Origin of the sequence: Streptosporangium sp. 'caverna', from assembly GCF_003203775.1 — a bacterium.
GTDB lineage: Bacteria > Actinomycetota > Actinomycetes > Streptosporangiales > Streptosporangiaceae > Streptosporangium > Streptosporangium subroseum.
This window is the reverse complement of the sequence record NZ_CP029711.1, coordinates 3,330,041-3,344,337: the sequence shown is the minus strand read 5'-3', so window position 1 is coordinate 3,344,337 and position 14,297 is coordinate 3,330,041. Positions and strand designations below refer to the sequence as shown.

At 70.0% G+C, this 14,297-nt stretch carries 8 protein-coding genes and 1 pseudogene; 5 read left to right on the top strand and 4 right to left on the bottom strand.

Going from position 1 to position 14,297, the window contains the following annotated elements:
* Window positions 1-9 precede the first annotated feature (9 nt).
* A complete protein-coding gene (gene pgl, locus DKM19_RS14765; RefSeq protein WP_110696182.1) occupies window positions 10-783 on the top strand; it encodes a 6-phosphogluconolactonase in 774 nt (257 codons plus the stop codon).
* A 180-nt stretch (window positions 784-963) separates the two neighbouring features.
* Window positions 964-1,236, top strand: coding sequence for a DUF1778 domain-containing protein (locus DKM19_RS14760; protein ID WP_162641491.1), 273 nt, complete (start codon window positions 964-966; stop codon window positions 1,234-1,236).
* A gap of 175 nt (window positions 1,237-1,411) precedes the next feature.
* Here the strand turns inward: DKM19_RS14760 and add are convergent, their stop codons facing one another.
* Window positions 1,412-2,440, bottom strand: a complete 1,029-nt coding sequence (gene add / locus DKM19_RS14755) for an adenosine deaminase (RefSeq protein ID WP_110696180.1) — start codon at window positions 2,438-2,440, stop codon at window positions 1,412-1,414.
* A 404-nt stretch (window positions 2,441-2,844) separates the two neighbouring features.
* On the opposite strand from add, the pseudogene DKM19_RS14750 reads away from it, so the two are divergent.
* Window positions 2,845-3,288: pseudogene (locus DKM19_RS14750) on the top strand (Clp protease N-terminal domain-containing protein); the annotation flags it as partial.
* Window positions 3,289-3,598: 310 nt separating this feature from the next.
* On the opposite strand, the gene DKM19_RS14745 reads toward DKM19_RS14750, so the two are convergent.
* On the bottom strand, window positions 3,599-4,630 hold the full coding sequence (locus DKM19_RS14745) for a GNAT family N-acetyltransferase (protein WP_110696178.1): 1,032 nt from the start codon (window positions 4,628-4,630) through the stop codon (window positions 3,599-3,601).
* Between the two features lie 177 nt (window positions 4,631-4,807).
* On the opposite strand from DKM19_RS14745, the gene DKM19_RS14740 reads away from it, so the two are divergent.
* Both DKM19_RS14740 and DKM19_RS14735 read left to right on the top strand, forming a co-directional pair.
* Window positions 4,808-6,208, top strand: a complete 1,401-nt coding sequence (locus DKM19_RS14740) for an FAD-binding oxidoreductase (protein ID WP_110696177.1) — start codon at window positions 4,808-4,810, stop codon at window positions 6,206-6,208.
* A 109-nt stretch (window positions 6,209-6,317) separates the two neighbouring features.
* A complete protein-coding gene (locus DKM19_RS14735; protein ID WP_110696176.1) occupies window positions 6,318-7,931 on the top strand; it encodes an amidohydrolase in 1,614 nt (537 codons plus the stop codon).
* Between the two features lie 56 nt (window positions 7,932-7,987).
* Here DKM19_RS14735 and DKM19_RS49435 read toward each other — a convergent pair whose 3' ends face one another.
* Together DKM19_RS49435 and DKM19_RS52720 are read right to left on the bottom strand one after the other, a co-directional pair.
* The gene (locus DKM19_RS49435; RefSeq protein ID WP_162641489.1) at window positions 7,988-8,155 is read right to left on the bottom strand and encodes a hypothetical protein; all 168 of its coding nucleotides are present in this window, start codon (window positions 8,153-8,155) and stop codon (window positions 7,988-7,990) included.
* Window positions 8,152-14,286: an RHS repeat-associated core domain-containing protein gene (locus DKM19_RS52720; RefSeq protein WP_162641488.1), complete on the bottom strand. Its 6,135-nt coding sequence runs from the start codon at window positions 14,284-14,286 to the stop codon at window positions 8,152-8,154. The genes DKM19_RS49435 and DKM19_RS52720 overlap by 4 nt, the downstream gene beginning before the upstream one ends.
* Between the last annotated feature and the right edge of the window lie 11 nt (window positions 14,287-14,297).

Sequence of the window (14,297 nt, the reverse complement as noted above, 5' to 3'; positions counted from 1 at the left end):
AGAACCGTCGTGAGCGTTCCCACTGTGATCATCCATCGTGACGCCGACGTGCTCGCCAAGGCGGTCGCCGCCCGGGTGATCACCCGCATGGTCGACGACCAGGCGGCCAAGGGGTCGGCCTCACTGGTTCTGACCGGCGGCACCGTCGGCATCGCCACTTTGGCCGAGATCTCCGCCTCCCCGGCCCGTGACGCCGTCGACTGGCGCAACCTGGACATCTGGTGGGGCGACGAGCGTTTCCTGCCCAGCGGCGACTCCGAGCGCAACGAGACCGGTGCCCGCAAGGCCCTCCTCGACAACGTCGACCTGGACCCGGCCCGGGTCCACGTGATGCGCGGCCCCGACTCGGGCATGACCGCGGAGGAGTCGGCCGAGGCGTACACCGAGGAGCTCCGCCGGGCCTCGCGCCCCGAGGACCACGGCCCCGCGCCGTCCTTCGACGTCCTGATGCTGGGCATGGGCCCGGACGGCCACGTGGCCTCGCTGTTCCCCGGCATGCCCGCGCTGTACGACACGCGCCCTGCGATGGCGGTGCACGGCTCACCGAAGCCGCCGCCCACCCGTATCTCACTGTCGCTGCCGGTCATCCAGGGCGCGCGCGATGTCTGGGTGATCGCCGCCGGCGAGGAGAAGTCCGCCGCCGTACGGCTGGCCCTGTCGGAGTCGGGAACCATGCAGGTCCCGGCGGCCGGCGCCCGCGGACGCCAGCGCACCCTCTTCCTGCTGGACCGGGCCGCCGCCTCCAAGATCCCCGCCTCCCTGGGCCGCATCTCCTCACCCTGATCCCGCCGCTTTACAGGGAGTCCGTCACCGGCCTTCGTGGCCGCCCTTTCTCTTCCACGCGGATTCGACTATCGCCAAGATCGCATGAATCACGCTAAGCGATCGACCAGTGACTATTAGAGTGAGCAACAGTCTGAGAAGAGTCGTACGAACGACGTACAGCGGGAGGAGGTGGAGGTGATGACCGCCAAGACACGTCGCATCGAGATAAGCGTGGATGCGGCAGCCGAGGAGCTCATCACGCAGGCAGCGCAGGCCCGGGGAGAGCCGATCTCGTCCTTCGTCCTCCGGGCGGCCCATGCGGAGGCCGGCCGAGTGCTCGCCCGGCCCGACGTCACGTTGATGTCCTCCGAGCAGTTCAACAAATTGCTGTCCTCGCTCGACGAGCCGGACGAGGCGCCCGCGCTTCGCGGAGCCGTACAGCGACGGCGCCGCTATAACGCAACGACGTGACCTGGCAGTCGCGGCCTCTCCGCGAGGAGTACAACCTCAGCGCCTTCGACCGCTCAGCTCCGATCATGAATGAACGGCTGATCAAGACGGCGCTTCACATCCAGCGGTCGGACGCTGCGCGGGCCGCGCTCACCGCTTCCTGACCTTCGACGGCGCTCGGCGCGGACCGCGTGGTTCACGGCGTCGATGGGTCGGCGAGGAGGCCGTCGATCTCGGTGAGGAGCGTCTGCTTGCCCGCGGGGTCCAGACAGGAGGCGTTGACGGCATTGCGGGCCAGACCGACGAGAGCCTCCCGGTCGAGGCCGAAGACCTCGGCGGCGACCCGATACTCGTTGCTCAGCGTGGTGGCGAACATGGGCGGGTCGTCGCTGTTGAGGGTGACGAACAGGCCCTCCTCCAGCAGACGTGGGAGCGGGTGCTCCTTGATGTGGGCGACCTGCCCGGTGCACACGTTGGAGGTGGGGCAGACCTCCAGGGGAATCTGGGTCTCGCGCAGGTGCGCGACGAGGCGGGGGTCGTCCAGGCAGGCGATGCCGTGGCCGATCCGCTCGGCGCCCAGATGGTCGAGGGCCTCCCAGATCGGCTCGGGGCCGTCCATCTCCCCCGCGTGCGGCAGGCTGTGCAGCCCGGCGGCGGTGGCCGCGCGGAAGGCGTCCCTGAAGGCGTCGCGGTACTGCGGGCGCTCCTGTTCGATTCCGGCCAGTCCAAAACCTACCAATGCCTCGGGAGGTTCCTGCAGGGCGTGATCCAGGGTGACCCGGGCCGCCTCGACGCCGTACTCGCCGGGGATGTCGAAGATGTAGGCCACCTGGACGCCGTGCTCGTCGCGGGAGTGCCGGGCGGCCAGGTCGAACGCCTCGGTGACCTCCCGCATCGGCATGCCCATGATGTGGTGCGCGTACGGCGTGACGGTCAGCTCGACGTAGCGCCCGTTCTGCCGGGCCAGGTCCCCGGCCAGCCCTGTCACCAGGGTCGCGATGTCCTCGGGGGTGCGGACCAGGGCGTTGACCGCCCGGTAGACCTCGGCGAAGTGCGGGAAGTCGCGGAACCCGTAGAAGGCGCGCAGCTCCTCCTCCGTCGTGGGCACGCGGCTGTCGGGGTGGCGGCGGGAGAGCTCCAGCACGGTGGGGACCGAGGCGGAGCCGATCAGGTGGACGTGGAGCTCGACCTTGGGGAGCGCGTCGATGAACGCGTTGATCGTCATGCGGCCGACCCTATGCGCGCCCCGTCCGCGCCGAAAAGATATTTGCCGTTAATCTCACAGGAAAATGTAAGATTCATTCCACGGAAGCGCCGGATCTGGCCGTGTCAGCCATGACATGCCGGTTTCCGATCGGTTCGCCGGCTCGCGGGGTGAGGACGCGGCACCGGCAAGGGGGTACGCGACACCGGCGCATCACCCTCGACACCGGTCGGACCTGCGAGGTCATGAAGACCGCGCCCGCCCTCACACACTCCGCGCACGCCGGAAGTCGCCGAGGAACGTCACCCGTGGACACGTCCGGCCCCGGTTTCAAGGGGATTCTGTGGCCTATATCCCCTCACGTATCGAGCGGTCTGGCGCATAGTGGATACACAAGCAACTCGACACCTCTCCCGGAGGCCCTCGTGTTCGAGCGCTTCACCGACCGTGCCCGCCGCATCGTGGTCCTGGCCCAGGAAGAGGCCCGGCGCCTCAGCCACGACCACATCGGCACCGAGCACATCCTGCTCGGCCTGATCGGCGAGAAGGACGGCGCCGCCGGCCACGCCCTGCAGAGCTTCGGCATCAGCGGCGAGCAGGTACGAAACGACGTGGAAGAGATCATCGGCAGGGGGGACGAAGCCCCTGACGGCCACATCCCGTTCACCCCGCAGGCCAAGAAGGTGCTGGAGCTGTCCTTGCGGGAGGCGCTCAACCTGCACCACAACTACATCGGCACCGAGCACATCCTGCTCGGCCTGATCCGCGAGGCCGAGGGGGTCGCGGCCCGGGTGCTCGTCAACCGGGGGGCGCGGCTTGAGGCCGTACGCGCCCAGGTGATCATGCTGACCGGACGGCGCGGCCGGGACCGGCTCCTGAGGAGCGAGGAGGGCTTCCAGGGCGTCGGGTCGCCGCTCTCCGCCAAGTTGGACCGGATCCAGGAGAGCCTGGACCGGATCGAGCGCCGCCTGGACGCCCTGGACCAGCCGCAGGACCCGATACCGGATTCCTGATCTCCCATGAAACGGCCGGGATGAAGACCTTCCCGTGAGACGCGCAGGGCTCCCGCGAGACGCACGAGGCCACGGCCTCCCAGGAGACCGTGGCATGTACGGAGCTCTGGTCTCTCCGGTTCGCAATCCCTGAGCGATCCCGAACCGGAGAGACCAGGTGATGGGTTCAGCTCGGAGATACCGTCGCCATCACGCCCACGGCCAGCCTGGCTTCCACCACGCCGGGGTCCTCGGTATAGCTCAGGGTCGCGCCGAGCGAGACCAGGAGCCTGCGCATGCGCACGTTGTCGGAGAGCAGGGTGGCCCTGACCTCGGCGAAGCCCAGATCGCGGGCCTGGCGGACGAGCATCCTGGCCAGCACCGTGCCCAGCCCCCTGCCCTGCCAGCGGTCCTCGACCAGGAAGGCCATCTCGGCGATGCCGGGATCCGGGGTGAACATCAGGTTGGCCAGCGCGACCACCTGCCCGTCGTGGCCGGCGACGAGCGAGTGACCGCGGCTGCGGTCGCAGAGCCGGTCGAAGACCTTGGGCGGCAGTATCGGCATCGAGGTGAAGTAGCGGAACCTGCGGGCCTCGGGCGAGCAGCGATCGTGCAGGTCGCGGACGGCCTCGCGGTAGAGCTGGGTGAGCGGGCGGATCTGGACCTCGCTGCCGTCGGCCAGCTTGATGTCGCGGTCGGCCCCGGTCTGCTGCACGGGGGGCTGCGCGAGCCGTACGAAGGAGGCGGCCCGGGCGGCCTCGGTCAGGGTGAAGGGCAGCTCGGCCCTGCGCACCCGGATCGCCCGGCGCGCGGCCACGGGAACGGTCAGCAGCGTCGGGTCCGGAAGATCACTCATATCCGAACCGTAGACCCAGCGGGAGTCGTCGGCGCGCAGCAACTCTCCGAGCAGCTCGGGCAGCCGCCAGGGTGTCGTGCGCAGCCGGGAGGCGAGCAGGAGCACGCGGGTGGGCTCGTCGGTCAGCTCGTGGGCGGTGGCGGTGACAACCTGGACGCGCCGTCCGCCGGCCGCCTCCAGCGCCTCGCGCACCGCCTCGGCACCGGCGGGGATGTCCGTGACGAACTCGTCCACCGTGCCGTCGGCGTCGGTCTGCACGCTCAGACCCAGGATGTTGCCGCCCTTGGCCGCAAGCGCGGCGGCCAGCGAGGCCAGACGCCCCGGCCGCTCGTCGACGGTAGTACGAATCCGCAGAAATCCCATTAAAACGCTCCCTCTGTTGAGGACAGCCTTACCCAGCTCTGTTACGGGACTGCTACACAGGAGTGAGCCCATCGTTACGTCTGCGAAGATCCCTTATTGCGCTGTTACACAGCGGTTGTACAACGGTTTCCGTTGGAAGGTGCACTCTAATTAACGGATATAGAAGGATATAAAGCCATGAGCACGCGTGTTCCCCTGGCCGGGGACTTTGTCAACGGAGACGTCTCCTTCTGGTATCGCTCCCTCGGCGTCCCCGTGGCGAAAGGCCCCCTGGAGGGCGACCGTGACGCCGACGTGGTCATCGTCGGCGCCGGTTACACCGGTCTGTGGACCGCCTACTACCTGAAGAAGGCCAGCCCCGGCTTGCGGATCATCGTGCTGGAGAAGGAGTTCGCCGGGTACGGCGCGTCCGGGCGCAACGGCGGCTGGCTGGTCGGCGAGCTCGCGGGAACCCCCGAGCGTTATGCGAAGACCCACGGTGTGGACGCGGCCAAGCGGCTCCAGCGGATGATGTTCGAGTCCGTCGACGAGGTCATCGCCGTCACCGCGAACGAGGGCATCGACGCCGACGTCGTCAAGGGCGGCGTCACCACGGTCGCCGTCAACGCCGCCCAGGACCGGCGGCTGCGCGAGTTGCTCGCCCACGAGCGCCACTGGGGCTGGACCGAGGAGGACGTCCGGCTGCTCGATCCGGCCGAGCGGGAGAGCCGCATGCGGGTGGACGGGGCGGTCAGCGCGATCTGGAGCCCGCACTGCGCCCGGATCCAGCCCGCCAAACTGGCCGTCGGCCTGGCGCGGACCGTGCGGGACCTGGGGGTGGAGATCTTCGAGCGCACCCCCGTCACCGAGATCGCCCCCCGGGAGGCCCGCACGCCGTACGGCACGGTCCGCGCCGAATATGTCATCCGCGCCACCGAGGGCTTCACCGCCGGGCTGAAGCAGTATCACCGGGCATGGCTGCCGATGAACAGCTCGATGATCGTCACCGAGCCGCTGGGCGACCTGTGGGACGCGATCGGCTGGGAGGGCAGCGAACTGCTCGGCGACATGGCGCACTACTACACCTACGCCCAGCGCACCGCCGACGGCAGGATCGCGTTCGGCGGACGCGGCAAACCCTATTTGTACGGATCACATGTGGACGATCGTGGCCACACCCACGAGTGGACGATCGAGGCGCTTTGGGATTTGCTGACCGGTATGTTCCCCGCTGTGAAGGCCTCCAAGGTGGCACACACCTGGTCGGGCGTGCTCGGCGTGCCGCGCGACTGGTGCGCCACCGTGCACGTGGACCACTCCACCGGCATCGGCTGGGCGGGCGGCTACACCGGTCACGGGGTCACCACGACCAACCTCGCCGGCCGTACCCTGCGCGACCTGATCCTGCGCGAGGACACCGAGCTGGCGTCCATGCCCTGGGTGGGTCGCAAGGTGCGAGGCTGGGAAGTTGAACCGCTCCGATGGATCGGCGTGCACGCCATGTACGACCTGTACCGCCGGGCCGACGCCCGGGAGAACGCCGGGCTCGGCCGCACCTCCATGCTGGCCCGCATCGCCGACTCCATCACCGGACGCTGAGGAGAGAAATGACCCGCTTGTACGAAGGCAGTGAGATCGCGGGGCCGCCGGCCTGCGACCGCCCCGGCTCGCGAGCGACCGGCGCGATCCGCCTTTCGGCGGTGACCGGATGAGCGACATCCTCTTCCGCGGCGGCAGGGTGTTCCTCGCCGCCGAGGCCTTCGCCGAGGCGGTGCTGGTCCGCGACGGCCGGATCAGCGCCGTGGGCGGGGAGTCCGACCTCGCACGGCTGGCGGCCCCCGGCCACGAGACCGTTGACCTCGGCGGCGGCCTGCTGACCCCCGGTTTCACCGACGCCCACATCCATCCGGTCCAGGCGGGGCTGGAGCGGGCCAAGTGCGACCTGGCCGAGGTGTACGGCCTGCCGGAGTATCTGGAGCTGATCGCCTCCTACGCCGGATCCCATCCCGGCCGCGCGTGGATCGACGGCGGCGGCTGGGACATGTCGGCCTTCCCCGGCGGCCTCCCCCACCGTTCGCAGCTCGACTTCCTCGACCGTCCCGTCTACCTGATCCAGCGCGACCACCACGCCGCCTGGGTGAACAGCCGGGCCCTGGAACTCGCCGGGATCACCCGCGACACCCCCGACCCCGCCGACGGCAGGATCGAACGCGACGCCGACGGCACGCCGAGCGGCGTGCTGCACGAGGGCGCGATGGACCTGGTGGGCCTGCTCACCCCGCGTCCAACCGTCCAGGATCAGGCCGACGCGCTGGTGGAGGCCCAGTCGCACCTGTTCTCCCAGGGCATCACCGGCTGGCAGGACGCCATCGTCGGCTCCTACGCGGGCTCCGTCGACCACCTGCCCACCTACGTCTCCGCCGCGGCCTCGGGGCGGCTGAAGGCCCGGGTCGTGGGCGCGCTCTGGTGGGACCGCACGCGCGGGGCCGAGCAGATCCCCGATCTCGTGGAGCGCCGGAGGGCCGCCGAGGGCCTGGAGCGTTTCCAGGCCACGTCGATCAAGATCATGCAGGACGGAATCGCCGAGAACTTCACCGCCGCGGTGATCGAGCCCTACTGCCGCTGCGGCGGGACCGGCCTGTCCTACGTCGATCCCGCGCTGCTGAACAAATACGTCGCCGAGCTGGACCGGCACGGCTTCCAGGTGCACTTCCACGCGATCGGCGAGCGGGCCGTCCGCGAGGCGCTGGACAGCTTCGAGGGCAGCGACCCGGCCAACCGGCACCACATCGCGCACCTGCAGATCATCGAACCCTCCGACGTGCCGCGCTTCGCCCGGCTCGGCGTGACGGCCAACCTGCAGCCGCTCTGGGCCACCCACCACGCCCAGATGGACGAGCTGACCATCCCGTTCCTGGGCGACGAGCGGTCCTCCTGGCAGTATCCGTTCGCCGACCTGCTGCACGCCGGCACCCGGTTCTGCGCGGGCAGCGACTGGCCGGTCTCCAACGCCGACCCGATCCAGGGCATGCACGTGGCCGTGAACCGCACCGAGCCGGGCGGCTCGGTGCACGCGGACTACCCGACGGCGCAGACCCCGTTCCTGCCCGGCCAGGCGCTGGACCTGGCCACCGCGCTGACGGCGTACACCGCGGGTTCGGCCTGGATCAACCACGACGACGACGCGGGGACCGTCATCCCCGGCAACCGCGCCGACCTGGTCGTCCTGGACCGCGACCCGTTCACCGAGCCCCAGGCCGACATCTGGCGGACGAAGGTCGCCATGACCTTCGTCGGCGGGGAGCAGGTCTACCAGGGATGAACGAACGGGGCCCGCCGTAAGACGGGCCCCGCTTGTTGTCATCCGGAAGAAGCCGGTTATTCGGAGTAGTCGATGAGCATCGAGCCGACAGCCGCGATCGCGATGACGCCGTAGATCGAGAAGTCTTCCGGCAGGAGGAGGACCGCGGCGAACATCAGCGCCGCCATGCCGGCGATGACCGCCCAGGTGCGCGGTTTACGGAGCGCCGCCCTGAGCCTGCTCACGGCTTGTGGAGCTTGAACCAATTGGTGTACCCCCATGTCTGCCTGGGACTGCCGACCATATTACGGGCGCCTCTGAGGACCTCGGTGGACATCGGAATCTTGACGCCGGCCCGGGCCTTGGCGAGTTCCTGGCCCGCCTTCAGATATCGACCGGCGCCTCCGAGGGCGGCCCCGGTTCCGGCGCTGAACGCGAAGTCCGTCCAGTTGAACCGGTTGGACCCGGCGTTCCTCGTGGAGTAGGTCGCCGCTCCGACGGCGGCCCCGACGGCGATGCCGCAGACGATGGTGACGCCGCACGCGCCCACCGCCACCGCTCCGGCCACGCCGACCGCCACGGTGGCGACGGTACGGCCCCACCGGTCCCACCAGCCGCGCTTCTTCTTCTTGGCCTTCTCCTTCTCCTTCGCCAGCTCGATCTCGGCCCGGACCTTCTTGGCCCGCTCCTCGGCGATCTGGGCGTTGAGCCGGTTGAGCTCCTCCAGCCGCTTGCGGGTGTCGGCGGCGTACTGGGCGTCGGTGAGCTCCCGGAAGCACTCGTAGGTCGCGCAGGCGCCCGGGTTCATCCTGTAGCTGCCTCCGCCGCCCGAGGAGGAGGCGGTGCCGCCGCTCTTTTTCTTCTTGTTCTTGGTGTTCTTCACCACGCCGGTGGACTTGTGGACGGAGGCCTTCTTGATCGGCTGACCGTCCGGGCGGATGCCCTCCCGGGCGCACTCGGCGCCGTCGCAGACCCTCAGACCCGTCGGGTCCTGCCAGGTGATCGGGTTGGCGTTGGCGTAGGCGTAGCCGTTGATCTGCTGCGGGTCGGTCAGGTCCATCACCGGGTCGGCGGAGACGAAGCGGCCGATCGCGACGTCGTACTCCCGCGCCCCCAGGTGGGTCAGGCCGGTCGAGGCGTCGACGGCGCCGCCGACGAATCCCTTCTGGCCGGGCCACGAGGCGGGCGCGACTCCCCTGGCCGCGCCGTACGGCGTGGTGGGCCTGCGGGTGAACGCGAGGGTGGAGGCGTCGACGGTCAGTTCGTCGGTGTCGTGCTGGTCACCGATCAGGTAGCCGACCTTGCCGTCCGAGGTCCGCACCACGGTGGCCTGCGGGCCCTCGTAGTAGCGGGTGCCGCTCACCTTGTTCGTGGCCTTGGTGAGGGTGAGCTCCTGTCCGTCGATGTAGAGGGTCGTGGCGTCGGCGTCGCGGCGCAGCAGCCGGTTGCCGTCGGCGTCGTAGACGAAGGTGCTGCGCCTGCCGGCGACCGTGGAGGCGGCCAGGTCGCCCTCGGAGTTCCACTCCATCGCCTGGTCGCCCAGGGAGGTGACGCGCCGCTCGGTGTTACCGGCGGCGTCGTAGGTGTAGGTGTCGGTACGGGCTCCGGGGCCGGTGGTCTCGACCTTGCGGAGGGTGTGCGGCTGCGGCTGCCCCGGGGCGGGGTAGGTGTAGGTCCGCTTGGCGTCGCCCGCCGTGGTGTGCTGTACCTCCGAGAGCCGGTTGCCCGCCGCGTCGAAGGTGAAGGTCTCCCAGTAGCGGTCGGGCCCGCCGACGGTCGTCGCGGTGGGCGCCCCCGCGCAGTTGTCGACGGCGGTCCACGCCTCGGTCAGCTGCCGCAGATGGTCGTAGGTGTAGCACTGGGTGTCGGCCGAGGTCTTGTCGTTGCGGTCGTTGCGGACCCGGGTGAGGTCGCCCACCGGGTTGTAGGTGTAGGTCACGTTGTCGATGGTCTGCGGGCCCGTCTTCTCCCGGTCGTTGAGCACCTGGGCCAGGCGTCGCGTGTGGTCCTCGTAGACCATGGTGTGCACGACCCTGCCGCCGACGTCGCCGAGCACGGTCTGCAGGACCTCGTTGTAGGGCGAGTACTGCGTGCCGCTGACGTACAGGGTGGAGCCGCTGTTCAGCGAGGCCTGCTGCCCGAGCTTGGTGTATCCGTACTGGACGGTCTCGGCCGGCAGTCCGCCCGCCGCCGGGTAGGAGGTGCCGGCCGCCAGGCCGGTGTTCGGCTTGTAGGTCGTGCCGACGGTGTAGGAGCCGGCGAGCGCGCCCTCCGCCTGCGGGACGGTCAGGGTGGAGCCGGTCGGGCGGCCGGCCGTGTCGTAGCCCTTGACCGCCGTGACGTAGGCGTTGCCGTTGTCGTAGCGGGTCGACGACGTGAGCAGCCCCTTCCCGCCGGGCAGGGTGTCGTAGGTCCACTCGGCGAGCATGGCGCCGCCCTGGGTCACCGACTTCTTGCGGCCGAACTCGTCGTAGGCGCTGACGAGGGTGATGTTCCTGCCGTCGGTGACGCTGGAGACGCGACCGGCCGCGTCGTAGCGGGTCGTGGTCGTGCCCGCGTCGGGGTCGGACACCGAGACGACACGGCCGCGCAGGTCGTACTTGTAGGTCCAGACGTTGCCCGCCGCGTCGGTGACCTTCTCCAGGTGGCCCGCCCTGTCGAGGTCGTAGTGGGTGGCGCTGTACTGGGACGCCGGGGCGCCCAGGACCGGGTTACGGTCCTTGTACTGCCGCGCCTCCGTGGTGAAGCCCTGCGCGTCGTTCACCGAGAGCGTGGCCGTGCCGCCCGCGGGCGGCACGACGGCGGTGTAGTTGCCGCCGTAGGTGGTGGTGGTGCGCCACTTCTCGACGTTCAGCGACTTGGAGATCTCGGCGGTCTCCCTGCTCTGCCCGTCATACTCGGAGACCGTCTGCGCGGGGACCAGGTTGTCGGCGACGGAGAGCAGCGAGGCCGCGGGGGCGGCGGAGTTCCAGTAGGTGCTGTTGGTCTTCCAGGACCGCCCGTGGGAGTCGTAGAAGGTGTCCTCCACCAGCCTTCCGCCGTTGTGCGCGTCCTTCTGCGTCTGCCGTTCACGCAGCAGGCCGTCGTACAGGGTGATCGAGGTCTGGTAGGAGCCGTCCTCCAGCAGCGCCTTCTCCGTCACGGCCGTCGGGAGCGTGACGGAGGTCGCGTAGGCGTAGGTGGTGTGCGGGCTCGCGGATTTGGCGCGGCCCGGCAGCCACACCGCCGTCAGCCGGCCGAGCGCGTCGTGGTCGGTGAAGGTGGTCCGCCCGTTGGCGTCGACCGTGGACAGGGTGAGCCCGCGCGTCCCGTCGAAGACGGTGCTGGTCACGAAGCCCTTGGGATCGGTGAGCGTCATGCCGGTGGGGATCCCCGTCGCCGGGGCGTAGACCGTCTTGGTGGTCCGTCCCAGCTCGTCGGCGGCGCTCACCACCCGTCCGTAGGAGTCGTGGTCGGCGATGGTGGCGACGTAGACCGGGGTCGTGCCGTCCTTGTGGTCGAGCGTCTCGGTCCTGGTGACGTCGGCCCGCCCGGCCTTGGGCGCCACGCCGAGGGACTGGCCGTCGTAGTACATCCGCGTCTCGGAGGTGGTCGCCCCGGGAGCCGCGCACGTCCCCTCGGTGGTCAGCACCGCCGACGGGTAGGACGTCAGCCAGTTCGCCGTGTCGCGGGCGGTGTAGGTGGTGCGCTTGCACTCCTCGTCCCCGGAGACACCGGTGTCTCCCTGGTCGCTCACCGTGGTCACGAGGCCGAGGTCGTTGTAGGTGTAGTCGGCGCGGGTGCGCCGCCAGGCCGTGCCGGACGCGGTGGAGACGAGGGTACGGCCCCGCTGGGCCGCCACGGCCGTCATGCGCGCGGTCAGGGCGGGCAGCCCCGGCCGGGCCCGCGTGGCGGTGACCGCGGAGACCCACGGGTCGGAGACGCTCGCCGAGGCGACCTGGCCGCCGTCGCCGCCGTAGGTGACGGTCTCCCTGACCGTGCCGTTCAGCGCGTCGTCGTCCTTGACCTCGTTGCCCTCGGAGTCGGCGGCCTCCCCGCCGAGACCTCGGAAGTAGATCGTGTCGGTCTGGGTCCTGACCGAGGCGCCGACCTTGGTCCTGACCGTCTTGTAGCCGCGGAACTGGTTGTAGGTGCGGTGCTTGTCGACGATGAACTCGCTGTCGTCCTTCTTCCAGGCCGCGCCGCCGAGATACTCGTAACTGGTGATCTTCGACTCCGAGCCGGAGCCCGCGACCTTGTCGTCCTCGGTGACCTGGGTGACGACGTATTTGTGGAACCAGTCCTTGACCGGGTCCGCGTAGCCCTCGGGGGTCCACCAGGACGGATAGCACCGCTTGGTGTTCGACGCCGGATCGGGCGCGGCGCCGTAGGTGCAGTCGGCGCCCGAGTAGGCGACGATGGTGTCGGCTCCGGTCTCGCTGCCGATCCGGGTGAGCCGATACTTGTGCAGCGGCGGGCGGCCCTCGGCGCCGTCCACGCGGTTCTCCATGAGCGTGCCGTAGAAGGTCAGCGGGGACATCGTGACGGGGGTCGCGGTCGCCTTGCCGGTCCGGGTGATCCTGGCGAGCCAGAGGCCCGGCGTGGAGCTGTCCCCCGTTCCGGGGAACTGCTGCTCCAGCGCCCAGGAGTCGACGTCCCGGTAGACCGAGCCGTTCAGCACCTGCGTGGTGATGGAGGTCAGCCGCTTACGGGTCCAGTAGGTCGGCGCGATCGCGGTGCACTTGGCGCCGGAGGCGCAGTTCTGGTCGACCGGAACGTCCGGCCAGTTGGCGGCGTGCGCGACGTCGAAGGTGGTGCAGGCGGACAGGCAGCGCTCGGAGACGCCGAACACGACGCGGGCCGGGGCCATGGCGGCGTACGCCTGCCCGGCCCGGAGGCCGTACTCGGCGCGGGTCGGATAGCTCTCCCGCACGTAGGCGGCCGTGGCGGTCGAGGCCATGTTCTTGGCGTAGTAGTTGGTCTCCTTGGCGTAGTAGTAGGCCATGGCGTTGCCCTGGGCGTCGACGACGTAGTCGAGCTGCCAGCGCCAGGCCTGGGTGCACGCGGAGTCGGCGAAGGCCGAGGTGTGGCAGGGCTCTCCGTCGTGGTTGCCGAAGACCGGCGCCGCGTTGACCGAACCGGTCTCCGGCTTGCCCGACGACCAGCCGGGCAGGCGGTTCTTGCCGAACCAGTACTGCGTGCCGTCGGTCGTGGTGATCCGCCAGTATTCGTTGTCGTTGTCGCCGTTGGCCGTGTCGGTCGCGGTGCCCTTGAGGTGCTCCACCCTGGCGCCGTCGTCGTCGGCCTGCCGCCACTCACCGCTGGCGTCGTCACGGACCAGCGGGGTGTTCGTGCCGTTCAGCGACAGGACGGCGTTGTCGGACTTCCAGCACATGTCGCCGGTCTTGGCGGTGTTGTTGGCGCCGTCGCCCTTGTCGTCGAGGCAGGCCATGTAGCTGCGCTCGATGAATCCGGGCTTGTAGTCCCAGCCCTCGCCGATCCAGGAGGGCTGGTTGTTGGTGGAGGCCATCCGCCCGTCCACGGCGGAGGAGGAGTAGGAGAGCTTGACCGGTGGGGTGAGCTCGCCGGGGACGGCCGGCACGTCGATGTCGTAGTCGTAGGCGAAGGTTCCCGAGTTGCTTCCCGCCGACCACTCCCCCTCGGGGGAGAGCGAGGTGGCCTTGTAGGAGCCGTTCGCGCCCTGGGGGGCCGCGGCGGCGGCCAGGATCGTCGCGGGCGCCGCCTCGACGTCGGCCGTGAGCGTGGCGGCCGAGGTGTCGTTGGCCGCCGCGATCGGGGTCTGCTTACGACACTCGTCCAGCTCGGGAGTGGTGAGCGCGCATTCGGGAAGCCGGACGAGCGACAGGCGCGAGGCCCAGTCGGCGCCGTGGGACTCCTTCAGCTCCGTGTAGTCGACCTGGACCGAGAGGCGCCCCGCCCGGTCGGGGCGCAGGGCCAGCAGCAGCCCGTCCACGCCCGCCTTGGCGGTGGCGGTCCTGTCCGCCAGCTCGACCCTCGCGCGGGCGGGACCCGTCCCGGCGAGGGTCCGGGCCTTGTCGGCCGGTGCGCCGAGTCGTACCGGCAGGTCACCGGCGGGCACCCGGCCGGGCCCTCGGGCCGCCCGGTCGCGCTGAGCGGGCTGGGCGTCCAGGGCGACCTCGGCCGCGCCGGCGTCCGGCCACCGCGCCGGGGGCGCGGGCTTCCACGGCCGGAGCTGGGAGTCGGCGGCGGGAGCCGGGGCGTCCACCGCGACCTTCCCGACCGCGACCGATGCTTCCTTCTGGACCGGGCGGAGCTTGAAGTCGAGCGGTGCCGCCGTCGCCTGGGCGGGGACGAACATCCCCGCCGTGAGCGCCGCGACCACCATGAGTGAGGTCAGGGGTTTTCTGCGAAACATCGTGGGAGCTC